22 protein-coding genes and 1 pseudogene are annotated in these 26247 nt (G+C 65.3%); 15 read left to right on the top strand and 8 right to left on the bottom strand.

The annotated features are described in order from the left end of the window. Positions 1–45 precede the first annotated feature (45 nt). Positions 46–3933 (bottom strand): non-ribosomal peptide synthetase, encoded by a 3888-nt coding sequence (locus IEY68_RS13135; RefSeq protein WP_058853969.1) that lies wholly within the window; start codon positions 3931–3933, stop codon positions 46–48. 172 nt (positions 3934–4105) lie between these two features. Here IEY68_RS13135 and IEY68_RS13130 point away from each other — a divergent pair, with 172 nt between their 5' ends. Together IEY68_RS13130 and IEY68_RS13125 are read left to right on the top strand one after the other, a co-directional pair. Then, the gene (locus tag IEY68_RS13130; RefSeq protein WP_058853914.1) at positions 4106–4747 is read left to right on the top strand and encodes a DUF6875 domain-containing protein; all 642 of its coding nucleotides are present in this window, start codon (positions 4106–4108) and stop codon (positions 4745–4747) included. Between the two features lie 557 nt (positions 4748–5304). Next, positions 5305–5472 (top strand): annotated as a pseudogene (locus tag IEY68_RS13125) (NAD(P)-binding protein); the annotation flags it as partial. Between the two features lie 159 nt (positions 5473–5631). Here the strand turns inward: IEY68_RS13125 and argJ are convergent. The 4 genes from argJ to IEY68_RS13105 all read right to left on the bottom strand — a co-directional run bounded on the left by argJ (position 5632) and on the right by IEY68_RS13105 (position 10280). Next, positions 5632–6792: a bifunctional glutamate N-acetyltransferase/amino-acid acetyltransferase ArgJ gene (gene argJ, locus IEY68_RS13120; RefSeq protein ID WP_058853915.1), complete on the bottom strand. Its 1161-nt coding sequence runs from the start codon at positions 6790–6792 to the stop codon at positions 5632–5634. A gap of 179 nt (positions 6793–6971) precedes the next feature. After that, complete coding sequence (locus IEY68_RS13115) at positions 6972–7766, bottom strand: IclR family transcriptional regulator (RefSeq protein WP_058853916.1); 795 nt, start codon at positions 7764–7766, stop codon at positions 6972–6974. A gap of 112 nt (positions 7767–7878) precedes the next feature. After that, a complete protein-coding gene (locus IEY68_RS13110) occupies positions 7879–8679 on the bottom strand; it encodes an HpcH/HpaI aldolase family protein (protein WP_229718750.1) in 801 nt (266 codons plus the stop codon). A gap of 443 nt (positions 8680–9122) precedes the next feature. Continuing rightward, positions 9123–10280 (bottom strand): enolase C-terminal domain-like protein, encoded by a 1158-nt coding sequence (locus IEY68_RS13105; RefSeq protein WP_058853918.1) that lies wholly within the window; start codon positions 10278–10280, stop codon positions 9123–9125. 565 nt (positions 10281–10845) lie between these two features. Between IEY68_RS13105 and IEY68_RS13100 the strand changes: the two genes are divergently transcribed. Further along, positions 10846–11625, top strand: a complete 780-nt coding sequence (locus IEY68_RS13100) for an IclR family transcriptional regulator (protein WP_063916501.1) — start codon at positions 10846–10848, stop codon at positions 11623–11625. Here IEY68_RS13100 and IEY68_RS13095 read toward each other — a convergent pair. Next, positions 11564–12586, bottom strand: a complete 1023-nt coding sequence (locus IEY68_RS13095; RefSeq protein ID WP_063916492.1) for a 2-hydroxyacid dehydrogenase — start codon at positions 12584–12586, stop codon at positions 11564–11566. The two genes, IEY68_RS13100 and IEY68_RS13095, sit on opposite strands and share 62 nt — an antisense overlap. A gap of 440 nt (positions 12587–13026) precedes the next feature. Here IEY68_RS13095 and IEY68_RS13090 point away from each other — a divergent pair, with 440 nt between their 5' ends. Then, positions 13027–14373 (top strand): MFS transporter, encoded by a 1347-nt coding sequence (locus IEY68_RS13090; protein ID WP_058853920.1) that lies wholly within the window; start codon positions 13027–13029, stop codon positions 14371–14373. A gap of 62 nt (positions 14374–14435) precedes the next feature. Here the strand turns inward: IEY68_RS13090 and IEY68_RS13085 are convergent, their stop codons facing one another. Next, positions 14436–15266, bottom strand: coding sequence for a fumarylacetoacetate hydrolase family protein (locus IEY68_RS13085; protein WP_082681200.1), 831 nt, complete (start codon positions 15264–15266; stop codon positions 14436–14438). Positions 15267–15353: 87 nt separating this feature from the next. Between IEY68_RS13085 and IEY68_RS13080 the strand changes: the two genes are divergently transcribed. From IEY68_RS13080 to IEY68_RS13070, 3 genes are read left to right on the top strand one after another with little or no spacing between them, the layout of a single operon-like run. After that, positions 15354–16145 (top strand): RraA family protein, encoded by a 792-nt coding sequence (locus IEY68_RS13080; protein ID WP_199804886.1) that lies wholly within the window; start codon positions 15354–15356, stop codon positions 16143–16145. Further along, positions 16142–16657 (top strand): nuclear transport factor 2 family protein, encoded by a 516-nt coding sequence (locus IEY68_RS13075; RefSeq protein WP_058853922.1) that lies wholly within the window; start codon positions 16142–16144, stop codon positions 16655–16657. The genes IEY68_RS13080 and IEY68_RS13075 overlap by 4 nt, the downstream gene beginning before the upstream one ends. Then, positions 16654–18186, top strand: coding sequence for an aldehyde dehydrogenase (NADP(+)) (locus IEY68_RS13070; RefSeq protein WP_058853923.1), 1533 nt, complete (start codon positions 16654–16656; stop codon positions 18184–18186). The genes IEY68_RS13075 and IEY68_RS13070 overlap by 4 nt, the downstream gene beginning before the upstream one ends. A 110-nt stretch (positions 18187–18296) precedes the next feature. On the opposite strand, the gene IEY68_RS13065 is transcribed toward IEY68_RS13070, so the two are convergent. After that, on the bottom strand, positions 18297–18869 hold the full coding sequence (locus IEY68_RS13065) for a TetR/AcrR family transcriptional regulator (RefSeq protein ID WP_063001101.1): 573 nt from the start codon (positions 18867–18869) through the stop codon (positions 18297–18299). Positions 18870–18950: 81 nt separating this feature from the next. On the opposite strand from IEY68_RS13065, the gene IEY68_RS13060 reads away from it, so the two are divergent. The 8 genes from IEY68_RS13060 (at position 18951) to IEY68_RS13025 (ending at position 26041) form a co-directional block, all read left to right on the top strand. Beyond that, positions 18951–19724: an oxidoreductase gene (locus tag IEY68_RS13060; protein WP_058853924.1), complete on the top strand. Its 774-nt coding sequence runs from the start codon at positions 18951–18953 to the stop codon at positions 19722–19724. Between the two features lie 28 nt (positions 19725–19752). Then, positions 19753–20121 (top strand): VOC family protein, encoded by a 369-nt coding sequence (locus IEY68_RS13055; protein WP_058853925.1) that lies wholly within the window; start codon positions 19753–19755, stop codon positions 20119–20121. Between the two features lie 403 nt (positions 20122–20524). Beyond that, positions 20525–21265, top strand: a complete 741-nt coding sequence (locus IEY68_RS13050) for an IclR family transcriptional regulator (protein WP_058853927.1) — start codon at positions 20525–20527, stop codon at positions 21263–21265. 46 nt (positions 21266–21311) lie between these two features. After that, positions 21312–22229, top strand: coding sequence for a dihydrodipicolinate synthase family protein (locus tag IEY68_RS13045; protein ID WP_058853928.1), 918 nt, complete (start codon positions 21312–21314; stop codon positions 22227–22229). Then, complete coding sequence (locus tag IEY68_RS13040; protein WP_058853929.1) at positions 22229–22681, top strand: GlcG/HbpS family heme-binding protein; 453 nt, start codon at positions 22229–22231, stop codon at positions 22679–22681. The genes IEY68_RS13045 and IEY68_RS13040 overlap by 1 nt, the downstream gene beginning before the upstream one ends. Further along, positions 22678–24021 (top strand): MFS transporter, encoded by a 1344-nt coding sequence (locus tag IEY68_RS13035; RefSeq protein WP_058853930.1) that lies wholly within the window; start codon positions 22678–22680, stop codon positions 24019–24021. The genes IEY68_RS13040 and IEY68_RS13035 overlap by 4 nt, the downstream gene beginning before the upstream one ends. A 47-nt stretch (positions 24022–24068) precedes the next feature. Next, positions 24069–25247, top strand: coding sequence for an LLM class flavin-dependent oxidoreductase (locus IEY68_RS13030; protein WP_058853931.1), 1179 nt, complete (start codon positions 24069–24071; stop codon positions 25245–25247). Positions 25248–25249: 2 nt separating this feature from the next. After that, positions 25250–26041, top strand: a complete 792-nt coding sequence (locus IEY68_RS13025; protein ID WP_156426080.1) for an enoyl-CoA hydratase/isomerase family protein — start codon at positions 25250–25252, stop codon at positions 26039–26041. Positions 26042–26247 lie beyond the last annotated feature (206 nt).

Genomic DNA, 26247 nt, shown 5'->3' with positions numbered 1-26247 from the left:
GTAGAGCTGTCCGAGCATTTCGGCAGGGGTTCGTCGGTTCCCGACCTACAGGTGCTTGTTGAGCACCTGTGCGATCGCGGGTATCACCGCCGCCGACATCATATCGTCGTGACCAGCGTCGATCGGGTGGTTGTGCACCGGACCGTCGACGTAGCGGGTCCAACTCGCCGCAGCGTTCGGGCGGTCGGTGATACCGTCCGGCGCGGCGGCGAAGTAGATCATCGCCGCATCGACGACCGGCGGACGGTGCTGCGCGAGCATCAGGCCGGTGTGATGTGCGGCTGCCACCATCCGCTCTAGGTGACGTGGTTCGAGAAAGGTTGCGCCGCGCCGATCCTGGATCAGCGTGACCGTGTCTTCGGTCGAGAGCCCGGCCGGCGCCGAGTCGATCCCGAGCGCGCCTGCGTACTCGGCGATGAACCCGGCGACGCTCAGCGGCGCGGGCGGCTCCGCGTCCAGGAAAGCCGTATCGGCGTCGAGCAGTGCGAGCAGCGACACCTCGGCACCGAGATCGCGCAGGCGGGCCGCGACCGCATGGGCGACGATTCCGCCGAGCGACCACCCCAGCAGGCGATACGGGCCGTCGCCCTGGACCGAACGAACAGCCTGTGTGTACCGGTCGGCGAACTCGTCGATCGTCCGGGGCCGGGGTTCGGCGTCGTCCACCCACGGTGACTGTAATCCGTAGATCGGCACTCGCGAATCGAGGTGAGCCGCCAAACCCGTGTAGCACCACGCCAATCCCGATGTCGGGTGCAGACAGAAAAGGGGCGGCTCGGTACCGGCCGGTCGGATCGGTAGCAGCACGGCGAACGGTGAGGAGTCCGGCGCATCGCCCTCGGCGTCCAGTCGACGGGCCAGGGCCTGGACTGTCACGTCGGCGAGGATGTGCATGACCGACACCTTCTTACCGAACATCGTGCCGAGGTCGGCCGCCAGCCGGGCCGCGGTGAGCGAATTGCCGCCGAGTTCGATGAAGGACTCGTCGATGCCGACGCGCTCGATACCGAGGACCTCCGCGCAGGCATCGGCGACCTTCTGCTCGGTGGGTGTCGTCGCCGGGCGGAACTTTGCGCGTCCGGAACGGAATTCCGGCTTCGGCAGCGCCGCCCGGTCCAGCTTGCCCGCCGGTGTGAGCGGGATCTGCTCGAGTATCACCACGGTCGCCGGGACCATGTACGTGGGCAGCACCTGTGCGGCCGCATCGCGCAATCGGTCGACGTCGATCTCGGCATCGGGGGCGGGCTGCACGTACGAGACGAGCGTGGTCGCGTCGCCGGGTCCGTCGTGGCCCACAGTCGTCGCGAACTCCACGTCGGGATCGCGCGCCAGCACCGCGTCGATCTCATCGAGTTCGATTCGGAATCCACGGATCTTGACCTGGTTATCGGTGCGGCCCCGGAACTCGAGCGATCCGGTGTCGTTCCAGCACGCCAGGTCTCCGGTGCGATACATGCGCTCACCGCGACCGCCGAAGAGGCCGGCGACGAACCGGGAAGAGGTGAGGTCCGCACGGTGGTGATAGCCGCGGGCGAGACCTGCACCGGCCAGATACAGCTCGCCGACGACGCCGGCGGGAACGGGCCGTAGCCACCGATCGAGGACCAGGGCCGTAGCGCCGCGTAGCGGGGATCCGATGGTGATCGGCCGACCGTCGTCCAGGACATCGGAACACGTGGCCCAGATCGTGAACTCGGTCGGGCCGTAGTGGTTGCGCAGGCCCAGGCCGGCATACCGTTGAGCGACTTCCGGTCGCAGTGCCTCCCCCGCGACCGCGAGCATCCCCACACTGGCCAGTGCCGCCGGATCCATCGTCGACAGCAGCGAGGGTGTGACCAGCATATGTGTGACCTTCTCGGCGGCAACGATATCCGCGAGTTCGCGGCCGCCGAGCACCGACGACGGCACCACAACGAGGCACGCACCGGCGCCGAATGCGAGCAGTATTTCCGCTACGGAGGCGTCGAAGCTGGGCGAGGCGAAGTGCAGCACCCGCGCGTCCGACTGTGCCTGCATACATTCCCGTTTCGCACGAAGCAGATTCGCCGAGCCGGTATGGGTGATCGTGACGCCCTTCGGGATTCCCGTGGATCCCGAGGTATAGATCAGATACGCGGCGTGGTCGGGGCGCAGCGGGGCCGGACGATCGGTCTGGGTGATCGCGGCCGCCGGTTCCGCGTCGATGACCGGAGCCACCGAATCATCGTCGAGGACCACCCAGTGCACCGACTGCGGTAGGCGAGCGCAGAGGTCGGTGACCGTGACACCCAGCATCGTCTCGGAGTCGGCCAGGAGGTGGGCGATTCGCGCCGCGGGATAGTTCGGGTCGATCGGCACGTACATCGCGCCGGTCTTGACGATGGCCCACAGGGTGACGATCGATTCGACGGAGCGGGTCAGTGCCGACGCGACAGCGGTTTCCGGTCCTGCGCCGTAGCGGATGAGCGTCCGCGCCAACCTGTTCGACCTCTCGTCCAGTTCCGCGTAGGTCACCGACCGACCCTCGAACCGGACCGCGACGGAAGCCGGATTCGTGGCGGCGGCCCGAACAAAGATGTCCGGCAAGGTCAGGATCGCGGCATCCGGTTGCCGCGCACGCAGCAGTGTCGCGCGTTCGGCGTCGGTGAGGATATCGATCGTGGTCAGCGCGGCGTCGGATCCAGCGACGAGGAACCGCTCCAGAAACAATACGAACCGCCGGTAGTGCTGCTGCACCTCGGCATCGCTGTACAAGCCCGGGTTGGCCTGGAGGTCGAGCCGCACCCCGTCGTCACCGGATCCGGAATAGACCACCAGCGACAGGTCCTCGACAAGCCCTGTGGACAGCACATGCAGGCGCCAGATGAGCGAGCCCACATCCAGTGCGCCGTTGAACATCATGAGGTTCACGTGCGGTCCGAACGACCCCGGCGTGCCGGCGTTGCGGCCCGTATCGCGCAGCACGTCCTCCATCCGGTATCGCTGCCGGGGCAGCGCATGGACGAGCTCGTGCCTGGTGGCCCGGACCAGTTGGCCGACGGTGTCGTCGGGTCGTGCCGGCACTCGAAGGGGCACCGCATTCGCGGCCATTCCGCCCGAGGACCGCAATGTTTTCGTCGTCCTCGCCGTGACCGGGAGCGTCAGCAGGACCTCGTCACGTCCGAGCATCCGTGCCACGAAAGCGCCGAAGGCGGCGACGAGCACGGGGGCCGACGCCACGCCGCGCCGACCACCCGTGACCCTCTCCAGCAGTTCGGTGATCCGCGGTGAAAGGACCGAACCGACGACCCGAGGATGCGCCGGCGGCGGGACCGATCGCCCGGCAAGACCGGCCGGATCGGGCGCACCTGCCAAGTGTCGACGCCAGTACTCCCGGTCGGCGCCGACCTCGGGCGAGTTCCGATAGGCGCGGTCGTCGTCGGCAACCGCGGCGAGTTCACCGAACGGAGTAGGTGGCGGTGGAACGCCTTCGACGAGCGCGGTGTACAGCTGGGCGACCCGCTGTAACGTGCGAGTAGCCGCGTAACCGTCTTGAACGATGTGGTGCGCCCTTCCGTACCAGAAGTACCGCCGCGAGCTGACCCGGAGCACCGCCATCCTCGAAAGCCGGTCGTCGAATACGTCCAGCGGCGCGGTGTACTCGGCACGCATCCACTCCCGTGCCGCGGCTTCGGGATCATCGCTGTCGCGGAGATCGTGCATGCTGACGGCGTCACCGACGGCCTCCTCGACGACCTGGTACGGCTCCCCGTCGGCCACGCCGAGCCGCAGACAGCGGTACCCGGACTCCCTGGCCTCCTGCACGATCGCGGCCGAGAGGGCCGCGGTGTCCAGGTCGCCCTCGATCTCTACGAAATGCGCAATGGTGATCGGCGCGGGGGCGAGCTGCTGGGCGTACAGGATCCCGCGTTGCGCCGCAGTCAGCTCGAAGGCGCCGTCCGGTCGTTGCGTCATCGACAATCTCCCGTCGTCGGCAAGTCGTTTCGCGCCATCGATGATCCGGCCGCCCGGCTTCCCTGTATGTCGCCGCGGACACACTTGTAGCGTCACCGGCGTGACAGTCCGGCCGCGGTTTCCGCCGAACAATGGTCCCCACGAACAATGATCGTGAAGGGAGCCCGGAGCCGTGGAATCCGAGCGTATTGTCGCCGAGGCGTCCGGCGTCGAGTTCGAGAGTCTTTTCGAGCCTCGTCCGGACGCAATGTCGGACACCGTTCGCTGGACGTTGCGGAGGTGGCTGCGGGGGCATCTGAACCGACCGCATCCGCAGCTCGGCCGGCCTGGTCCGGTCTGCCCGTTCACCGGCCCGGCAATTGCGAAACGCCTGGTCTGGGTGGGCATAGTCGATGGCACCGACATCGACCAGGATCGGATGCGGACCATCGTCGACGATATGGTCGACATCTTCCCGACGCTGTCGCCGCAGGACGGCGCCGGCTCGGCGTTGCGGACGACCATGGCGGTCTTTCCCGATCTCACCGACTACGACATGATCGACACAGTCCAGCAGGCAGGAAAGGACCAGTTCGTCGAGCTGGGTCTCATGCTCGGGCAGTTCTATCCCGGCTGCGCCGAAGGTGGGTTGTGGAACAGCGACTTCCGCCCGCTCGATGCACCACTACCGATGTTGGCCGTGCGGCAGATGGTCGGAACCGACTACCCGTTCCTGGTGTCACGGCCGAACCATCTGAGCGCGTATCTGAAGCAGTTCGCACCGGCCGTGCCGTCGATGGTTCGAACCGATATCGCCGAGCGGATCGCGTGGTAGCCGCACCGGCATGTCGTCGTGGTGTTATCGGTGGCGCGACCCGCTGGACGCCACTCGAGCAGAACAGCCTCGCGCAACTCCTGACCGGCGAACTGCTCGAGCTGCTCGTCGGCCAAGGACCACTCGGGTGTCAGCTCGGACCACGCCCAGGCCGTGATCGCCGCCGCAGTGTCCGCTCACTCGCCCACCAAACCCACAACAACCAGCGGCGAACAGGAAAACAGGAATAGTCGTTGCTCGGTCCCGACATGCGTCTTCGAGGAGGAGATCGCGGAAACGCGTACGCGCGCAACGACGTTCCGCCATCTGCGACCTGTTCCGGTCTGGAATACTGAGGCTCGGCGAGTCTCGTCCGCGCATCGATGAGCTCGTGACATCAACCGAGCTGCAGCGACATGAGGGAGGGGGCAGGAACTTCTGCGGTGTCATCGTCTACAACGTCCGACAGTCACATCACGCCCACTCTGCCCTCGACCAGGTAACTGCCGGCTCGCCACGTAGCCGAACCGAACCGCCGTGTCCCTCCCACGGCGGCTCATCGAAAGGCAGGTCCCACGATGACAACGACCGCGGAGCATTCCGCACCCTCGACCGGGCAGGAGGCTCACGAGATCGACGCAGTCGTCGTCGGAGCCGGATTCTCCGGCCTCTCCATGCTGCACAAGTTGCGCGAGCTCGGGCTCTCGGTGCGGGTGTACGAAGCGGGCGGCGGACTCGGCGGCACGTGCTGGAGCGCATCCATTGCTACTGCACCGGTTCGAACAACCTTCCGCGTGTATACGGAAGGCGTAGCGACCGAGCCCGAGTACATCGACGCACTCGAACGGCTACCGGAGTTCGCCGACGTGGTCTCGGTGGATATCCAGTTTCTCGAGCGAATCGGGTCAGGTTGTGTAATCGGCATTCAGCCGGACGTATCCCTCGGTGAGGTCGCAGCCGTAGGCAGTGAAGGTACCGGTTCCGATGCCGAGGTCGACGCTGATGAGGACGGTGTCCTTTTCGAGGCAGCGGCGAGCACGCCCGAGGAGGTTTTCGGACTGGTCTCGGGGGTAGAGGACGAGGTCGTCGAACCCGATCTGCACACGGGCAGGGTCGATGTCGACGTCGCCTTCGAGCTTGCCCAGTGCCATCGCGACCCGGCCCCAGTTGGGGTCGGCACCGTGAACCGCGGTCTTGACCAGGGGTGAGTTGACCACTACTTTCGCCGCGCGTTTGGCTTGGGCGGTGTCGCGCGCCCCGGTCACATGAACCTCGATGAGCTTGGTGGCACCTTCACCGTCAGCGGCTATCGCGCGCACCAGATCGAGTGCCACCTGGTAGAGGGATTGCTCGAATTCGGCGAGGTCGACCGGGCCGGCGAGACCGTTGGCGAAGACAGCCGCCGTATCGCTGGTGGAAGTATCGGTGTCGATACTGAGCGCATTGAACGTCTTGTCGACGACCCGGCGGAAGATCGCATCCAGTTCCGGTCCTGGAACGAGGGCATCGGTGAAGAAGAACGTCAGCAGGGTAGCCATATTGGGCTCCATCATTCCCACGCCCTTGGCGACGCCGGCGATCACCGCGTCCCCGCAGCGTCGCTGCGCGGTCTTGGGGTGGGTGTCGGTCGTCATGATCGCGGCGGCGACCGCCCCGGGGTCCAGTGACCGAGCTTCGCGACCGAGCGCGGCGAGGCCGGCGCGGACAGTGGGCATCGGATAGGGAATCCCGATGACACCGGTGGAAGCGATGAGCAACTGAGCGGGTTCGACACCGGCGATGACCGCGGCACGTTCACGAACCTCTGTCGCGTCGGCCGATCCCGCCTCGCCGGTAGCGACATTGGCGTTGCGGGAGATGGCGACCATTCCGCGCAGCTCACCGCCGCGCGCGGCGTCGCGGCTGAGGATGACGCTGGGGCCGGCGAAGCGAGATCGCGTGAACACCGCCGCCGAGCGTGCAGGCACCTCGGAGAACGCCAGCGCGAAGTCGTCGGACTCCTCCTTCAGACCCAGACGTGCGGTAACAGAGCGGAACCCCTGCGGCACAAGGTTCTCAGCACTCATCTGTATTCCTTCCCGACCGGCTGTCGCGGTCGACCGTCAGCGTCGGTGACCTCGGCACACTGAGGCCGCTACCGAGCGTACGGGGAGGGGATCATGGCACTATTCCTCCAGGTGAGCGCGGTGGATGCTCGTCCTGACCACAGCGTGGCGGTTACGCGGGAAATACCTGCGACGCGGTCTCAGACAGATATGGGTACGTAGCCCAATTCTGCGGACAGTTCTCGCGCAGTCGCAACTACGAGCGGCCCGACCTCGCCGATGACCTTCTCCATGCGCTCCGCCACCCCGGCTACGCTGATCGCGGCCACCGGCAGGCCGGTGTGGTCGAAAATGGCCGCACCACAGCAGCAGCTGGATTCGTCGAACTCACGCAGATCCCGCGACCACCCGCGTTCGATCGTCGCCGCGATTTCGGCTTCGAGCCTCCCGCGGCTGATTGCATCTATCGGTGAGGCCGGCGACAGAACCAGCTGATCGAGGAGCTTGGTCCGCTCTACCTCGGGCAATCCGGCAAGGAAGGCCCGTCCCACGGAGGTGCTGTGTAGCGGCCGGGACGCACCGAGAGCGTCGGACACCGCGACCGGACGTGGCCCGCGCTCACGATGGATGAAGACCATCGAAATCCCGTTCAGCACAGCGAGACTGACCGTCTCCTGTGTCTCGTTGCGGAGGCGTCTGAGCGCCGGTCCGGCGATGTCGCGCAGCTCGATTCCGACGACCGCCGCGGAGGCCAGCCGTGCGGCTGCTCGCCCGAGTCGCCAGTGGCCGCTGGGGCCGTCCTGGGCGAGCCAGCCGCTTTCACGTAGCCGGTCGACGAGTCGATAGGTCGTGCTTCGGCTCAGCCCCAGCGCTTCGCCCATGTCGACGGTCGAGCTGGGGCCGCGAAGCGCGATATAGTCGAGGATCGCCAGGCCTCGGTCCAGCGCACCGGCATTGGCCGGCAGCCTGCTGTCGAGTGCATTGTCGTCGAGCACGGTATGCCTCCCATCCCATTCAGTGAGAGTCTACCCCACTGAGGTTTGGGCGTGATGCCAGGAACCCGATTCGGCCCGCAGACTGAGTAGCTACGTGCGCGGCGAGTTGGTTTCAGGTTCGAGCCGAATCGCGCGCGCCGGCCAGGTGCCGGAAGCGTTCGAGAAGCACCGCGGCGAGGTTGTACGCAACCAGGCCCGGTGGCGCTTCGACGGCTTTTTCGGGCCCGCCGACGATGGTGAGCACGTGCCGACCGGCCTTGCGGGCTTCGCTCGTCACATGATCGACGGCGACCTGAACGGCGGGCTCGTCGACACCGCCGGTGAGGCCGAGCGATACCGACAGGTCGGCAGGTCCGGCCATGACCGCGTCGACGCCTTCGACTGCGAGAATGAATTCCGCGTTGTCGACGCCCTGCTGCGTCTCGATCATCACGATGACGAGAGTGTTGGCGCGTGCGTCGGCCAATTGGTCGTGAGCGGATATCGCGCCGTAACGGCCTACTCGGCTGTACTGGGCAAAGCCGCGGTCGCCGAGAGGAGGATAGTGCGCATCATGCACTACACGCCGCGCGGCGGCCGCATCGTCCACGTGCGGAACAACAATCCCCGACGCGCCCAGGTCGAGTGCTCGAAGGATCAGGTCCGAATCGTTGCGTCCGACTCGTACCAGAACCTCCGCGCCGTGGACGGTCGCGGCATCGATATGCGCACGCAGGGCCAGTAGGTCGGCGGGTCCGTGCTCGCAGTCGATGAGAACGAAATCCAACCCTCCAACGCCTGCGAGGTCGACCAGCGTTTCTGCCGGCATTCGCAACAGCACACCCAGCGGACTCTCGCCCTGGGTCAAACGCGTCTTCAAGCTCGTCATCGCAGGCCTTTCATTGCGTCTACGGACCATGATCGCCTCATTCAATAGGACATATAGTCAATGATCGAGATCATTCTTCATGCGCACCAGGTGGCGACCGCGAACGTGGGCTACCGTCGATCTCGGGGTGTTCGGTTGGTGTGTGTGTGGAGTCTGCAGTGGCCCTCGCTATCCTGAAAGCGCAGTTGTCGCAGGCCAGTGTCCGCGGTGATGTGATGAACTCGGCCCAGTAGTCCTCGTCGACCTCGCTCACCGCGTAGAGCGGCCGGTAGTTCCGTCCGCACGGGCCGCGGACGCCGCTCGCCTCTTCCGGACCACGCAGGTCGGTCAGTGGATCCGCGTGTTTCGAGCCGACAGTGCCGAGGTGCTGGGTTCTCAACGTGCGGCGGCAAACTCGAGCATCGTGCTGCCGCTTCAGCGCCCTTGTCGCGACGGTCTCGGCCGGGCGTTCGGTTCGCCCGGCCAAGACTCATGACCTGCGTGGCGGTCTACCGGTAAACCTTGGTGTCGACTCGGTGCGCGTTGATCGCGTCCCAGTCGTAGGTGACGCCGAGGCCGGGGCCGTCGGGAACGGTGACGCAGCCATTCTCGTCGATTGCGTCCAGTCCGTCCCTGTAGTCACAGGCGTAGACATCCATTGATCGGCCCATGACGGTTGTCTTGGGGTGCACGACCGACATCTCGTAGAAGTTCGAGTTTCGAATGGACGCCATGATATGCCGGTGCGCGGGCATGGGCGAGTGCATCTCGACGTCGAGTCCGAAACCTTCCGCTGCGTGGGCCACCTTGATCGCGCCGGTGATGCCACCGTCGTATTCGGCGTCCATTCGCGCGTAATCGGTTGCGCCGGTGGCGATGAAGTCGACTTTCTGTTCGAGACCGCGAATGTGCTCGGTGATCATGAGCGGAGTCGTCAGTAGTCCTTTCAAGCGATTGTGACCGTGCGCGGAGACGCTGGAGTCCTTGTACGGATCTTCGTACCAGAGGTAGCCGTTGTCGTCGCATGCCTTGCCGATGCGGTATGCATCGGTCCAGGTGTTGATCTTGGATGCGGGGTCGAGCATCAGCACCATCGAGTCGCCGACCGCCTTGCGAACAGCGGTAACCGCACCGATGATCTCGTCGACGCCGGGGTTCTCCCAGACGTGTAGTTTGAAGCCCGGGTAGCCCATCTCCTTGCACTGGACCGCGAAGTCGGCGTAGGCCTGAGGACAGTCCAGGCCGCCGTTGCGGTCGCCGGTGAACGTCGAGGCGTAGGCCGGAAGCTTGGTCCGCCATCCGCCGAGAAGCTGGTAGATGGGGGCACCGTAGTACTTGCCCGCGAGGTCCCACAGGGCGATGTCGAGCGGGCCCATGCCCATCTTGTCGTACTTGCGAAGCGCGCGCTTCACGTCGTTGTGGATCTGTTCGCGCTTGAGCGGATCCTGCCCGATGAGATACTCCGACATCATGCCGATCTGAGTCGCGCCGACAGTGTTGCCGCCGACGTATTCACCGGTCACCCCCTCGTCGGTGATGATCTTGATCGCGTGTGCAGAGACTTCCTGGGTGGCGCCGGGCTCGTAGATCAGGCTGGACGTGGTGTCGGAACCGATGTCCTTCATTTCCCACTTGGTCTTGTGGACTTCGATACGTTCGATCTTCATGAGTTCCCTCTCGTGATGTTTGCACGCCCTGTGCCGGAGCAGACGGATTGCGGAGTATCGGTCGACGTAGTTCTCGCGAGCGGTTCGGCCTTCCGCTGGTTTCGGTAGACGGTCGCCGAGTTCAGGCCGCTCGGTAAAGCTGGGTCCCAGGCCATGTTCGCCGTGGGAACCTCGACGGCCGTTCGCGAGTCCGATCAGCCCTCGGTGCGTATCGGAAGTCTCATTGGATGAGATGCTGTCTCGATAATATGATCGTAGACCATCGCCGCGGCGCTCGGCAATACGTCGGCGCCGCTGCCGAGTCCGCGAAGGATGGCTCGGCGCGAGTGCATCGCATGCGGGGCCAGGTGAGCCGGCGAAGGGTGGCGCGTGATTCAGCTGCCCCATTCCGGAGCGGAACCGCATCTCGACGAGCCAATCGTTGCGCCGATAGAATGACACCACTCAGTAGTACGAAGTGTCACTGAGGAGGATTTTTTCTCGCGGGTTGTGACGGCGAGCGAGCCTGCTCGTGTGGCCGCTCCGTCCTGGTCGACCGCGAGTGCCGAAGTCGGAGGAGTGGGCCATGATCGTTGAGGGTGAGATCAAGGGTTCCTTGGATCGGGGGATCGCGATCCTCGACTACTTGGCCAAGGGGCGCGAGGCCACTACAGCGCAACTGGCCGCAGCAGGGAACATGTCGAGGAGTGCGACTTACCGACTGGTCGAGCGACTTCGCACACTCGGCTATCTGGAGTCGGCCGGCGCAGGGCGGTGGAAGCTGGGGGCCGGCGCGGCTCGGTTGGCGACAACCGCGGCCCGCACCGCCGATATCGTCCAGGTCGGTCCCGAGTTACTTCATCTCCTGGCCCAGCAATCCCGTGAGACCGTGGGGCTCGCGGTACCGAGGGGCGACGAGATGGTTTTCGTCTACCGGGAGCTGGGACCGAAGGCGGTGAATGCCAGCGTCGAGCTGGGGGGTAGACGACCGATGCATGCGTCTGCTGTCGGGAAAGCCTATCTGGCAGCTCTACCGGACGGCGACCGCGCAAGGTTATCGCAGGACGCCCAGCTCGAAAGCTGCACGCCTTACACGGTGACCGATCGCGCGCGGTTGGAGGCGGAAATCGAGCTTACGCGGGTGCGGGGCTGGGCGGAGGAGCGCAGCGAGTTCAACGTGACGAGTGCGTGCTGCGGTGCCGCAGTGCTCGACTGCAATGCGCGTCCCGTGGGCGCGATCAGTGTTGCCGGAGGAAAAAGGCGGGTGGAGCTCGCGATGAGCCGGCTCGGCCCCCTCGTCGCAGCTACGGCCGAGGCCATCTCGTGTCGTCTGGGATGGGATCCGTCGACGGTCCACCCCGGTTGATCGTCCCGGTTCTATCGACTTCGCGTGTGCGCAGCGATTCGGGCACGGGGCTGATCAGCCCTCGGCCCGACAGAAATGATTCGAGGTTTCCCAAGACCGATCGGCTCATTGCGGTCAGCGTCTCCTCGGTGGTCGAACCGAGGTGCGGTGCGAGAACGACGTTATCCGCGTTGAGCAGCCCCGCCGGCACGTCCGGCTCGGTTGCGAACACATCGAGTGCGGCACCTCCGATCGATCCGGAGTGCAACGATTTCACGAGACTGTTCTCGTCGACGAGTGAACCGCGTCCGACATTGACGAGGAAGCCTCTGGGGCCGAGCGCTGCCAGTTCTTCCGGACCCACCAGGGGCCCGTCGGCTGTCCCGCCCGTAGCCGTGAGGATCAACAGATCGACCGAGGATGCCAGCGACTGCACGGATGAGTGATACCTGAATGGCGAATCGGCGAGCTGCCGCCTGTTGTGATAACTGATTTCGCACCCGAATGCCGTCAATCGCCGTGCGACGGCATGGCCGATACGGCCGAGGCCCACAATCCCCACCCGGCAGCCGGATAGCCGGCGCCCTACCCGTATGGGGATCGCGGTGGTCCACTCTCCGCGGCGGATCGAACGGTCCGCGGCGCTGAGACCACGCATCGCGTCGATCGCCAATCCCACGGCCGCATCGGCGACACACTCACCAACATCCGGCGTGTTGCTGACCACGACTCCTCGTGCGGCCGCGTCCACCGCATCGATCGTGTCGTACCCGGCACCGTAGGAGATGATCGCGCCTACCCGAGGAAAGGCTTCGAGTAATCGCATGTCGAATCCGATGCGTCCGGATGTCACCACGACCTCGGCTGTGTCGGCGAGCCGGTCGGCTGTGGAATCGACAGTCGACGCGAAGTCGACATCGAGCGTGGCGGCGGCGTAGTCGGCAGACAGCGTGGCGGCAAGGTCGGGTTCGAGGCCTGGCATCTGTAGGACCCGCCCTGGTCCGATCGGTGAGCGAACCGCGCCCGAATCGATTTCTGAGGTCGACGACGGATCCGGGTGCCGGAGGAGGTCGGGTTCACTATCGTTGCCGGTCGGCTGCTGCACTATTGCTCCTCTGACGGAATGCCCTGTGTGTGCACCGCGTAAGACGCAGTGTCGATTCGGCGGCGGCCTACGTCCGAAGGTCGGCGCCGGAAGAATGCCCGAGCCGCGACGGTAGCCATCTCGTTCCTGCCGGTCAATCGATGCGCCCGGCGTTCCCGGCCGCTGGGACCGAAGCACTCGAGGTCCCGGTCAGTGAGGAATCTCTGCCAGCTGCTTGCGCTTTTCGTGGTGTGACGGCACTCTCAACTCCTGAAGAGCGTTATCCCGCTCATTGATACTATGTCGCAACCATCAAGATCTCGGAAGGCCGGTCTCTCATGGACGAACAGACCCCGAAACAAAAAGCGGACCTGAGACGGTCGACCATCGCGAGCGTGGTGGGTAGCACCATCGAGTGGTACGACTTCAGTTTGTTCGGCACCGCGGCCGCGCTGGTGTTCGGAGCGTTGTTCTTCCCCGGCGAAGACCCGCTGACCGGCGTGTTGCTGGCCTTCGTCATCAATGCGATCGGTGTGTTCGTGCGGCCGGTGGGTGGAGTCGTCTTCGGAACGATCGGTGACCGGATGGGCAGGCGCGCGCTGCTGACGATCACCCTGGTCATGATGGGTATCGCGACCACCGCGATCGGCCTGTTGCCCACCTATGAACAGGTCGGCATTCTCGCGCCGATCTTGTTGCTCACCTTGCGGGTGATTCAGGGTCTGGGGGCCGGGGCGGAGTACGGCGGTTCGGTTACCTTGGTGGCCGAACACGCGCCGGCGAAACGCCGGGGCTTCTTCACCAGCCTGACGATGTTCGGCGTGGCTGCCGGCACGATGCTCGGAGCGGGTATCTTCTCGCTCGTCACCTTGCTTCCCGAAGACCAATTGATGTCGTGGGGATGGCGAATCCCGTTCCTGATCAGTGCGGTCGGCGTCGCGCTCGGAGTCTGGATCAGGCTCAAGGTCTCCGAGCCCGAGTCGTTCCGGGAGATCAAGGAATCAGGGCGTCAGGTCAAGCAGCCCATCATCCAGATCGCGCGTCGGCAGCCTCGCAGCCTCGTTGTCGGCGCGTGCGCCATGCTGGCCGAAAACGGCACCAGCTATCTGACGAAAACCTTCACGATCACCTACGTCGCCGTGTTCTTGAGCATGAGCAAAGACATCGGCTTGACCGGTGTTCTTCTTGCCTCGGCGGTGAGTCTGGTGACCCTTCCGCTGTTCGGCCTACTCGGCGACCGGATCGGGGTTTCCAAGCTCTATATCGGCTCGGCAGCCGCTGTCGCACTGTTCGCGTTTCCGTTCTTCTGGCTGCTCAACACAGGTGCCACCTGGGGGGTCTGGCTGGCGCTCATCCTGATGTACGGCGTGTTCATGCGCGGTATGTCCGCGACCATGGGGGCGTACCTGTCCTCGCTGTACGGACCGCGCGTGCGCGTCACCGGTGTCACTACTTCGAAGGAACTGGCCTCGCCGATCGCGGGCGGCCTCAGCCCCATCGTCGCTACCGCGCTTCTCGGATGGGCCGACAGCTACTGGCCCGTCGCGCTCTACCTGATCCTCATGGCTGTGGTCTCGGTCATCGCGGTGCTGGTGGGCGGTTCGAAGATCCCGCCGGAGGACATGTCGACGGCGGAGGGGGATCACGACCTCGACGAGCCGATGACCCCTGTGCCGACACGCTGACGCGCGAGTTACCGACGATCCCGTCCCGGCACCCGGGGCGGGATCGTTCCCGTCGGATATGGTCAGGGCACCGAGCGGGAGGTGGCCGATGCCGGTGCCGTCACGGGGTTTCTGAGTCGGCCGATGCCGGCGACCTCTACTTCGACAACGTCTCCGGGGATCAGGGCGATACGCGGATCACGGAAGTCACCGCACCCGGATGGTGTCCCGGTGAGGATCACATCACCGGGTTCGAGTGTGAACCACGTGGAGCAGTAGCTGATGAGCGACGCGACGTCGAAGATCATGTCGGCCGTCGAACCATCCTGTACGACAGAACCGTTCAGCCAGGTTCGAATGGAGACGTTCCGAGGGTCCTCGATCTCATCGGCCGTGACCACCACGGGACCGAGCGGACAGAAGGTGTCCAACCCCTTACCGCGAACCCACTGGCCATCGTCGGCCTGGACATCACGTGCGGACACATCGTTCGCGGCGGTATAGCCGAATACTGAGCCCATCGCGTCCTCCGGTGCGACACCCCGCGTGCGCTTTCCGATGATGACCGCGAGTTCGCCCTCCCAGTCCGCCCGCGTCGTGACGTTCTCGTCCACCACGATCGAGTCACTCGGTCCGCACACGCTGGACGACAGCTTCGGAAACAGGTAAGGGCGCTCGGGGACGTCCCAGCCCATCTCGCGAACGGTGTCGTAATAGTTGAGCCCGATTCCGAAGATCGTGGGCGGGCGGTAAGGGGCCAGGAATTCGGGATCCACCAGCTTCCGACGAGCGGGCCCCGCCTTCCCATGCGCAATCACGTCGAGCATCGATGTCGATGAGGTCAGCATCCAACCGTCACTCGCGCGAACGGCTACCCGATCGCGTCCTTCATGGTGCACCGTTCCGTACTTCATGGCCGCCTCCGAGGGTCAACAGATGATATTGCGTCTCGATGAATGAGAGATTATCGTATCCAATGAGACTACAAGCGAAAGGTCGATATGCCCGACGACGCACGCCCCATCTCCGAGGAACTGGCGAAAGCGCCAGTCCCGCAACCCATCGACGACTCCGTCTTCGAACTCCTGTCGCGTGTCAGCACCGCAACGCTGTCGACGCAGCTCTACAAGCGGGGGATCCGCCAACCGTTCCTCGTCGGGATCAGCCCAGTGGGTCAAGGCTTCACCGGCTTCGTCGGCGAGGCCTTCACGATGCGGTTCATTCCCGCTCGTGAGGACATCGACCCGATGGACGACCCCTACCGCACGGGCAATGTCCTGCAGTGGGAGGCGGTCGAGGCCGTCGGTCCGCGCCAGGTACTCGTGGTCGACAGCCGCGGCGACATCACCGCGGCATCCGCAGGCGACATGCTCATCACCCGGGCCATGACCCGTGGTGCCGCCGGGGTGGTCACCGACGGCGCGTTCCGCGACGGTGCAGCGATCAGCAGTCTGAATTTCCCGACATACTCGCGCGGTATCACCGCCACTACCCGACCGGCCTCTTTTCACGTCGCCGACCTGCAAGTTCCGATCGGATGCGCCGGTGTCGCCGTCTACCCAGGCGATATCTTGGTCGGCGACCGCGACGGCGTAGTCGTGGTTCCGCGTTCGATAGCCACCGAAATTGTTCAGCCGTCGATCGAGCAGGAAGAGCTCGAGCAGTGGCTGCACGCCCGCGTGCGAGCGGGCGCCGCGCTGTGGGGCACCTACCCACCCGACGACGAGACCCGCGCCGAGTACCTGGTCTGGAAAGACGGCACCGAACCGTCGATCAACGGAGCTCCGGCATGACCGCATTCAAGGACTTGGACCGTGAAACTCAGCGCGCACGAATGGAATCGACCATTCGCCTGTACTTCGACGGCTGCAACGAGGCCGACGTCGAGAAGATGGCCGGCACATTCACCGAAGACGCCGTGCACTATTTCCCACCCGGCATCGGCGGACCATGGGTAGGTAATCGCACGATCGCCGAGAACTGGCGCCATTTGACGCTGACCGCCGGGTCGGCGTGGACGATCGAACGACTCATCGGCGAGCCGGAATCCCTGCAAGCCGTCATCGAATGGACGCACTACAGGACACGGACCGACAGCTTCCTGCGCGGCGACGAGTGGTACAAGTTCGATCCCGAGACCGGCCTCATCACCGAGATCCGGGCGTTCTACGCGTCGGCGAACGACGGTCGCCAGAAGGTCGAACTCGAGGGATACGACTACACAGCCAACAATTACCACCTCGAGGCGCCGGTTCCGCGCCCTCATCCCGACGCCGAATACACCGTGGAGGTGGCCGCACAGTGAGCACCGATACCGCCGAGGGCACTGTCTTTTCCGTCGACCCTCGCACGGGAGCCGAAACACCGACCACCGCGTCGACCACCTCGTATGACGAAGTCGACCGGTTGGGCGCCCTCGCCGCCACCGCAGCCCCGGAGTACGAGGTGCTCGGAAGGGCCCGGCGCGCAGAATTCCTGCGAGCCATCGCGGACAAACTGGACGCCGCCCGCGCGCTCATCGTCGAGACCGCTACCGCCGAGACCGGATTGCCCGAGGCACGGCTCAACGGGGAGCTGACTCGGACCAGTTATCAGATGCGATTGTTCGCCGACGTTCTCGACGACGGCGCCTACCTCGAGGCCACTATCGACCTCCCCGGTGACACCCCGATGGGACCCGGACCGGACCTCCGCAGACTCCTGGTCCCGATCGGGCCCGTCGCAGTGTTCGGCGCCAGCAACTTCCCGCTCGCGTTCTCGGTTCCCGGTGGCGACACCGCGTCGGCGCTCGCCGCTGGTTCTCCGGTGATCGTCAAGGCTCACGGGTCACATCCGGCAACCTCCATCGTGTGCTTCGAAGCGATGGCCGAGGCAGCACGCGATACGAACATGCCCCACGGCGTCCTCGGAATCGTTTTCGGGCAGAGCGCCGGCGGCCACTTGGTCGCCAACCCGAATATCAAAGCGGTCGGCTTCACCGGGTCGCTCGGCGGTGGCAAAGCGCTCATGGACATCATTTCCAAGCGTGACGAGCCGATCCCGTTCTACGGCGAACTGGCGAGCTTGAATCCACTGGTGGTGACCGCAGGTGCTGGCGCCGCACGCGCCGGCGAGATCGCCTCGGGACTCGCGACCTCCATTACCGCATCGGCCGGCCAGCTGTGCACCAAACCCGGTTTGGTTTTCGTGCCGGCAAGTCCAGTGGGCGACGCCCTCGTCGAGGCCCTCGTCGACGCGATCGAAACGGCCGCCCCGGCAGTGGTGCTCAATGAACGAATCTTCGATTCCTACAACACTATTGCTGCCCGGCTCGCGGAGAACCCGGCCGTGACGACGCATTCCGCGGCGCGACCGGGCAACGAGCCGGGATTCCGTGTGGCGCCGACAGTGATCACCGTTGATGCGAAAGACCTGTCGCACACCACGACACAAGAATGCTTCGGCCCCCTCACTGTGGTTGCTCGCTACTCCGACGACGCGGAGTTGCGGACAGCGTTGAACGCGCTGCCGGGATCGCTCACCGCCACGATCCACTCCGAGCCGGACGAGGTGGCGACCACTCTCGCGCTCACGACTATGTTGCGCGACAAGGCCGGCCGCCTGACCTACAACAGCTACCCGACGGGGGTTCTGGTGTCATGGGCGCAGAACCACAGCGGACCGTGGCCCGCGACCAACACATTGCACACATCGGTCGGAACCACGGCGATCCGTCGGTTCCTGCGCCCTCTGACATGGCAGAACGCGCCGGAGTCCGTCCTACCGCCAGAGCTGTGGGACGTGTCGCCGACGCCCATACCCCGCCGCGTCGACGGAGTATTGCAAGCCGTCTGACGTACGATCGGCCAGTGATCCGCCCGCCGGAATCCGCCTGTACGGCGATTCCGGCGGGTGTTTCCATCCGGGAATGCGATGGCGCGCAGGTGGATCAGTACCCGGCCGATCTAGCCATATTTCGTTGCACCGTAACGCAACCCGTCATACATGATCGTGGCGATCTTTACCGCGTCATCCTTCCAACCGGCGGTACGCAATCCGCAGATGCCACCGAGAGCACGCAGGACGATTCGCCCACCGACGCCCTCGCGCAGGAGCCCTGCGGCAACGCCTGCGGTGAGCAGCTCGTCGAGGGCGTCGGCCATCTCGTTGCGGGTGTCGGCGAAGACCGGAGAGTCGGTGGCCATGATGCTCTCCAGCACCTCACCCATACCTCTGCCCACTGCCGCGTGCTCCACGAGCAGTAACAGAAAGGTGCGCAGAGCTTCGTCCGGAGCGTGTAGCTCGAGCAGGCGGGTGGGGGTTGCGCAGAGCTCGGCCACTTCGTGCCGGTACACCTCCGCGACGAGCGCTTCGCGCGTGTCGAAGTGGCGGTAGAGGGTGCCGACGGATACGCCGGCCCGGCGAGCGATCTCCTCCACATAGGCGTCACTGTCGGCGAGTAGCGCCTCGCGCGCAGCGGCCAGCAGCGCTGCACGATTGCGGCGGGCATCGGCGCGCAGCGGACGTGGTGACGGCAACGGTCCTCCATAAAGTGAGTCCGACTCCGCTTATGTGTACAGTTTCCGGAGTCGGGTTCACCTTACCGAAGGAGTACGCCTGTGACGTTCGAGCACGAAGGGCTCGCCGGCCTGCGAGTGCTGGTGACCGGGGGTAGTCGAGGCCTGGGCGAAGCGACGGCCCGCCGCTTCGCCGCCGCCGGTGCCATCGTGGTGACGGCCTCGCGAACACCACCCCCGCAAGACTTGCCCGCTACCTTCATTCCCGCCGACCTGCGGTCGGAGGCGGGAGTCGCCGAACTCGGGCGACGCGTACTGGACAGCGTCGGCGGCATCGATGTCCTGGTCGACAACGCGGGAGCCGCAACCGGGCCGACGCCGACTCTGGAGCGGTCCGACGCATCCTGGCTCGCCGATCTGGAGATGAACCTGCTCAGCGCGGTCCGTCTCGACCGGGCCCTCGTCCCCGGGATGGTCGAGCGTGGCTCCGGCGTCGTGGTGCACGTCTCCTCCATCGCCAGCCACCTCCCTCAACCTGCCGAGGCGTCGTATGCCGCGGCGAAAGCGGCCCTCAACGCCTACAGCCGCGAGCTGGCGACGGCGGTGGGAAAACACGGTGTGCGCGTGGTGTGCGTGCTGCCGGGTTTCATCGTCACCGAGGGAGCGATCGATCATCTCCAGCAGCTGGCCGACAGCCGAGGAGTCGGCATCGACGACGTCGAGCAGCAGATCGTGGACCACCTGAAGGTGCCCATGGGACATCCCGGCCAACCCGAGGACGTCGCGGAAATGATCGCATTCCTCGCCTCCGGCCGCGCCAAATGGCTCACCGGCGCGCAGTTCCGGGTCGACGGCGGCATCATCCCCGCGGTCTGAACACATCGAACAAGAATCGAGGAGACCCATGAACGTCAGCCTGACGTCACTGATCATCGAAGCCGCGGACCCGGAGAGGGAGAGCGCGTTCTGGCACCGGCTGCTGGGCGGCTCGATCACGAAGACGCCGACGCACCACTTTCTGCGGGTCGACGAATTCCCCACGATCGTGATCCAGCACGCCCCCGGTCATCAGCCACCCCAATGGCCCGAAGGAATCTCCCAGCAGATGCACTTCGACCTCGCCACGGACGACCCGAGGGCCGCCGACGAGCGGGTGCTCGACGCCGGAGGCCGACGACTGCGACCGACGGACGATATCGTCGCCTCCGCCCAGCAGGGCTCCCGAGTTTATGCCAGCCCCGCCGGACATCCCTTCTGCCTCCGCTCGGCCTGACCCCGAACCGAGTTGGACCGAACCCCGCAACGGCGGCACCGGGTCAGAAGTCGAGGCCATCGTCTTCTCCCGTCGAACGCGGCCGATACCGGCGAGAAGGGATCAGCGCACTACGCTTCTCGCCTCGACGACGCAGGCCGGGCCGGCTCGTCATCCACTACTCCGACGAGAGTGACTCCGACGCTCGCGGCCGCGCTGAAGACCGTCCCGACAGCGGCCCCGGGGCTACCTTCTCGATGGGTCATGGTTCCCCCGCCGCCCAGGCCATCGGCGACCTTTAACACCTGAATGTCCTCACCGTCAAGAGTACGAATCACGCGACACCCAACCGTTGATCGAACGTCGGCGGCCTACCACCCTTCGTATCGTGTTTGATGACAGCGTCTCCGTATCGAATACGCCAGTGGCCGAGTCCGGACCGCACGTCCTGACTTCCAGTCGGAAGACGCTGCGGGTGCTCGAGGTCATGGCGCAGTGCGCGGCGCCCGTGGGAGTTTCCGAGCTGGCTCAGCTGCTCGGATCGTCGCGAGGCACGGTTCACAAACAGCTCTCGACCCTGGTGGCTTCCGGATGGGTCGAACAGAACGCCCTCGGCCACTATCACCTGAGCCTGCTGCCCGTGCGTATCGGGCAGGCCGCACTTCGGCAATCCGGACTGGGCGAAAAAGTCCAGCGAGTTCTCGAACAGGTGGCCGCCGCCACCGGTGAATGCGCCACGATCGCCGCGCTCGACAACGACGCCGGGCTGATCGTGCAGCGGGCGGAGAGCGACCGGGTGGTCAGCGCCGATATTCGCGTCGGCAGCCGGCTGCCGCTGCGTGACGGCGCCTCCAATCTTGTCCTGTTGGCGTTTGCGACCACGGCTGACCAGCGAGAGTCCCTTCGGGCGAGCGGCGTCGCGGTGGCCGCCGAAGAGCAGATCGCGGCAGTGCACTCGGCCGGTTTCGCTCATACGGTCGACGCGTTCGTCGACCACGCATCGGCTGTCTCCATTCCGCTGTACGACGAGTTCGGTCTGCGAACAACGGCGCTCACGTTGGTGGGTCCCCACCACCGGGTCGATCGGGACACCGCGCTCGTGGCCCTGCGGGGCGCGCGCGACGCGATCAGGACGCTGGGCAGCCCGCGCCCAGGCGACGCCTGATGTCGGCGTAATCCGCCGCGGTACCGACACACATCGAGGAGTGAACATGAATCCGCTGACAGGGGTCGTCGGCGCACTGCTGACCCCGTTCGCCGAAGACGGCAATCCCGACCGCGGTCTGTTGGAAGGTGAGTACGACTTCCTGACCGGGCACTGCGACGCAGTCAGCGTGCTGGGGGCCGAAGTATCCGAATACCGGACTCTCACAAACCCGCAGCGCCGCGAACTCCTCGTGGCAGCGGTTCAGGCACTCCGGGGCCGGACCAGGGTGCTCGCCGGCATCAGCGCCCCCACCGTCGCGGAAGCTGTCGAGCTGGCCGAGATCGCCGCGGACGCAGGTGCCGAGTTCGGCCAGCTCCTGCTGCCGCAGCGCCCCTGGGGCGGAACTCCCGGGCGGCACGAATTGCTGTCCTATGTGCAGCAGGTCGCGGATCGGAGCCCGCTGCCCCTCGTGCTGTACCACCAGCCGGGACTCGGCGCCGACCCCGCTTTCGATCTCCTCGTCGAGGCATGTGCCGTCGACGGCGTGGTGGCACTGAAGGACAGCTCACGCGACATATCGCGCAACCTTCGTGCGGTCGCCGAAATTCAAGACGCGGGTCATGCGCAATATCTCGGGACCGTGCAACCGATGCTCGCCATCCTCCTCAGCGGCGGGGCGGGCGCGATGATGCCGCCTCCTTTCACGCTCGTCGGGGCAGAAATTCGCGATGCCGTGGCCGCGGCCGATCTTGCCCGAGCAGGACGTGCCCAGTCGATGGTCGCCCGCCTACCGGCCGCGTGGGCGGGTCACGGCCTGCTGCCTCTCGCGAAAGCTGCCATGCAAGCGATCGGCAGGCCGCTGGGATCACCGGCCGTCCCATTCGACGCGCCGCCCGCGCCGGTCCTGGAGGCCATTGCCGAGATAACCAAGACGTGGCCGGACCTGCCGGCCGTCGAGACGAACTCCGGAGTGACGAACTGATGCAGACCATTCGTAGATTGGGCCTGGAAGAAGCGGAGATTCTCGTCGAGGGAGCTCGGCGCCGAGCCACCGAGATCGGTATCGCGATGTGTATCGCGGTGGCCGACGAAAGCGGCAACCTGGTGACCTTCGTACGGGAAGACGGCGCGAAGCCCACGAGTATCTCGATCGCGATCGACAAGGCTTTCACCTCCGCCGGTGCGCGCAACCATACGACGTTCTACGCCGAGGTTTCCCGGCCCGGAGCGCCGGCGTGGGGTATCGACGGCACCAACGGAGGTCACTTCACCGCGATCGGCGGCGGCGTCCACATCGTGGAGGACGGCGGGGCCGTGGTCGGTGGTATCGGCATCAGCGGTGGAAACTCGGCACAGGATCATGATGTCGCCGTCGCCGCGGTAGATTTTCTGACAGCGCGGATTCCCGCACTGACCACCAAGAGTCCGTCGTGACCACGACATCGCCCCCGGTCGCCGGAGCGGTCGTCGAAACCCGAGCCCAACGCCGGAACGCGTTTGCCGGCGCGTACCTCGGCTGGATGTTCGACGGGTACGAGACGTTCGCGACAGTGCTCGTTGCCTCCCTGGTGGTCAACGACCTGGTCGGCCCCGGAACCTCTCAGACGGCACCGGTCTACGTGGGTGGCATCCTCGCGGTCACCCTGGTTTCGTGGGCCATCGGCGGCTTGGTTTCCGGCACACTCGCCGACAGGTTCGGTCGTCGCCGCGTCATGATGGTCTCGATCCTGTGGTATGCCGTGTGTGCCGGTCTGACCGCGCTCTCGCCGAACTACGCGGTTCTGCTGGTGTTGCGGTTCTTCACCGGGCTCGGTATGGGCGCCGAGTGGGGCGGTGGCAGTTCCCTTGTCTCAGAGACTGCCGCGCCGCGGACACGTGGGCGTCGTATCGCATTCCTGCAGAGCGGGTTCGGAGTCGGGTTCCTCCTCGCGACCGGGCTGTGGCAGCTGGTGAACAACGGCAATTCCGGCGATTGGCGCTGGATGTACGTGATCGGGGTCCTGCCCGCGCTCCTGGTCCTTTTCGTCCGGCGCAATGTCGAGGATTCGGTGCTGTGGAAACGGGCAGATCTCGAACGACGGCGGGTCGAGGACCTCGTGAACACCGGCGCGGATATCGCACCGGAGAGCCGAATTCTGGCGAAGCCCCACCTGGTCCAGTTGTTCTCCGACCGGGCCCGGCGCCGCCAGGTCTGGCGACTGCTCGTAGCGGCTCTGGCTTCCATGCTCGGCTGGTGGGCGGTATCGACCTGGGTACCGGAGTACGCCCGGTCGGTGATGGCCGGCCAGGTGGACGATCTCGCCACATCCATGACGTTGGTGATCGTGAGTTACAACGCCGCGGGAGTTCTGGGCTACCTCGCCATGGGATGGCTCACCGATATTCTCGGTCGCAAACCGGTGCTGTGTGCCTTCTTCGCCGGCTCGGTGATCATGACGCCCGTGTTCTTCCTGGTGCCCGACAACAGGACACAGCTGATCGTACTGGCCTTCGTCAACGGCTTCTTCACGCTCGGTCAGATGACCTGGCTCGCGCTCTATCCGAGCGAGCTGTTCCCCACCAACATTCGTGCCACCGCCATGTCGGTGGTCTTCAACCTCGCCCGTTTTCCCGCCGCGATCGGAGCGTTGGTGACACCCGCCTTGATCACGGCATTCGGATCCATCGCGGCAGCAGCCATCGTTATCGGTTGTGTCGCCTACGGCATCGGCGTTCTGATCACCCCGGTGATCGGGCCGGAGACCAGAGGTAGACCGCTGCCCGACGGTGTGTGATCCACCGCCGTACCGGTCGAACTCCAGGAACAAGAAAGAACCCGCATATGCCGCACGCTCTCAACCGCGCACCGTCTCCACTCGAGGACCCGCACAGTCCCCTGTCGAACGCAGCCCGGCAGCCACTGATGCTCGGCCTCTTCTTACCGACACAGACCGGCGGCTTCTCCCAGTCGCTGCTGCCCCGCGGAACGCGATGGGACTTCGATTTCAACCGGCGGCTGACGACCCGAGCGGAGGAAGCGGGTTTCGATTTCGTATTCGGGCTCCAGCAGTGGGTCGGCAAAGGTGGCTTCGGGGGTGAATCGAACTACCGCGAAAACTTCCTGGACCCGTTCATCTCCACTGTGGCGCTCGCTCCCGTCACCTCGCGCATCATCACCATTTCCACGGTTCACGTCCTCTACGGGTCCTGGCATCCGCTGATGCTCGCCCGATTCGCGGCGACAGCGGACCACATCGCCGGCGGTCGTTTCGGGCTCAACATCGTCACGGGATACGACGCCCGCGAGCCACTGATGTTCGGTATGAAACGAATCGAACACGACGAGCGCTATCGACGGGCCGACGAATTCGCCTCGATAATGGAGGATCTCTGGCTCGGCGCGGAGAATCTGACCTTCGAGGGCACCTGGTACGACCTGCAGGATGCCTATGTGTCACCCCGGCCGGCCTTCGGCCGCCCGATCATGGTGTCGGCCAGCGCCTCGGCCGCCGGTTTCGACTACGCGGCACAACATTCCGACATCATCTTCACCTCCAGCAAGTCGGGTGCTCCCTACGAGAAGGCGATGCAGTCGATTCCCGCCATCACCACCGAGATCGACCGCGCGTACGAGAGGACCGGCCGGGACCACCGTACGATCGTCTTCCCGATGATCGTCTGCCGGGAAACTCATGACCAGGCGGTCGCGGCGTACGAGGCGATCGCGGCGGTCCCCGACACGGGGTCGATCGTCAACTACGACGCCCGGCACCGGGCCGGCGATGCGCAGGGATGGCCCGAGCATGTACCGGCGGATCGGGTGGTCGGCGGGCATATCCAGATCGTCGGAGATCCCACGGAAGTCGCCGACCAGCTCGAGGGCCTGCAGCGCGCCGGGGTGGGCGGGGTACAGATCGGGTTCTACGACTATCAGCCCGAACTCGAATTCTTTGTCGACAACGTCGTCCCGATCCTCGAACGTCGTGGACTGCGTGTTCCCCCTGCGCCGAAGGAAGTGTGATCGTGCCGGACCGTCACAAGCCGATCCGATCCGAACTGCGCGGTGCGGTCATGGACGTGGTCATCGACAGCGCGACCGATCTGATCACCGTGGACGCGATGCGATTGCTCATCGAAGCCTTCGAAGCAGCGACCATCGAGAACGCCCTCTTACTGGTCATACGGTCCGCGGGCGACGAGTTCACGCTGGGCCGCGATCAGAACGAGCGTGTCGAGGGTTTGAGCCGTGACAGCTCGCTTCGGATGATCCTCACCGCCAACGACGCGCTACGTGGGTTCCCCGGCATCAGCATCTGCGCTGTCCGCGGCCGGGCCTTCGGCTTCGGGGCAGGCCTTGCTGTGCAATCCGATCTGACCATCGCGGAAGAGAGTGCCTCCTTCGCCTTCGACGAAGTACTCCACGGACTGGCCCCGTTGATCGTCGCGGAATACCTACCCCGCTATGTCGGCCACAAGCCGGCCGCGGATCTGATCTTCACCGGGCGTTCCTTATCGGCCGAGGAGGCACTGCGCGTACAGCTGATCAGTCGTGTCGTAGCCGATGGTCGACTCGACGAGCACACCACCGAACTCTGCGACCACCTGATGTCACTGGAACGCGGTGCACTGCGACTGATGAAGCGGTATCTCCTCGATGTCGGTGCAAACACGCTCGACAACCCCCGCGACAGCGCCGTCACCCGGCTCGATGCCTGGCTGACGGCCGGGCGACCAGATCGACCCGGATCAGCCGGAACACAGGGTTTGCCCCTGCCCCGGCCAGGGGCGTCCTTCTCGGACGCGAACCAGACTTGAAAAGTTCGCCGGGTAGATCGGATTCTGCTGTGACGATGGTCAGGTCGTCGGCACGGTACTCGGTGGTGCGCACGCCCCGCGCGAAAGCACCACCAGGAGAGCACCGATCGCGAAGCACGGAGGCGATGGGCATATTTCCGCGCGAGTCGAGGGTGTCATATGCCGGAATCCTCGCCAGGGATGTCGCCGAGCACTATCGACGACGG

This window comes from Nocardia jinanensis, from assembly GCF_014645735.1.
In the GTDB taxonomy this organism is placed as follows: Bacteria; Actinomycetota; Actinomycetes; order Mycobacteriales; family Mycobacteriaceae; genus Nocardia; species Nocardia jinanensis.
This window is presented reverse-complemented; position numbering and strand designations above follow the sequence as displayed.

What these genes read in the sequence shown, in the direction of transcription:
- IEY68_RS13135 (WP_058853969.1), bottom strand. Translation starts at nt 3,933, where the DNA reads ATGACGCAACGACCGGACGGCGCCTTCGAGCTGACTGCGGCGCAACGC.
- IEY68_RS13075 (WP_058853922.1), top strand. Translation starts at nt 16,142, where the DNA reads ATGACCGCATTCAAGGACTTGGACCGTGAAACTCAGCGCGCACGAATG.
- argJ (WP_058853915.1), bottom strand. Translation starts at nt 6,792, where the DNA reads ATGAGTGCTGAGAACCTTGTGCCGCAGGGGTTCCGCTCTGTTACCGCA.
- IEY68_RS13090 (WP_058853920.1), top strand. Translation starts at nt 13,027, where the DNA reads ATGGACGAACAGACCCCGAAACAAAAAGCGGACCTGAGACGGTCGACC.
- IEY68_RS13030 (WP_058853931.1), top strand. Translation starts at nt 24,069, where the DNA reads ATGCCGCACGCTCTCAACCGCGCACCGTCTCCACTCGAGGACCCGCAC.
- IEY68_RS13080 (WP_199804886.1), top strand. Translation starts at nt 15,354, where the DNA reads ATGCCCGACGACGCACGCCCCATCTCCGAGGAACTGGCGAAAGCGCCA.
- IEY68_RS13045 (WP_058853928.1), top strand. Translation starts at nt 21,312, where the DNA reads ATGAATCCGCTGACAGGGGTCGTCGGCGCACTGCTGACCCCGTTCGCC.
- IEY68_RS13040 (WP_058853929.1), top strand. Translation starts at nt 22,229, where the DNA reads ATGCAGACCATTCGTAGATTGGGCCTGGAAGAAGCGGAGATTCTCGTC.
- IEY68_RS13105 (WP_058853918.1), bottom strand. Translation starts at nt 10,280, where the DNA reads ATGAAGATCGAACGTATCGAAGTCCACAAGACCAAGTGGGAAATGAAG.
- IEY68_RS13100 (WP_063916501.1), top strand. Translation starts at nt 10,846, where the DNA reads ATGATCGTTGAGGGTGAGATCAAGGGTTCCTTGGATCGGGGGATCGCG.
- IEY68_RS13085 (WP_082681200.1), bottom strand. Translation starts at nt 15,266, where the DNA reads ATGAAGTACGGAACGGTGCACCATGAAGGACGCGATCGGGTAGCCGTT.
- IEY68_RS13095 (WP_063916492.1), bottom strand. Translation starts at nt 12,586, where the DNA reads ATGCCAGGCCTCGAACCCGACCTTGCCGCCACGCTGTCTGCCGACTAC.
- IEY68_RS13055 (WP_058853925.1), top strand. Translation starts at nt 19,753, where the DNA reads ATGAACGTCAGCCTGACGTCACTGATCATCGAAGCCGCGGACCCGGAG.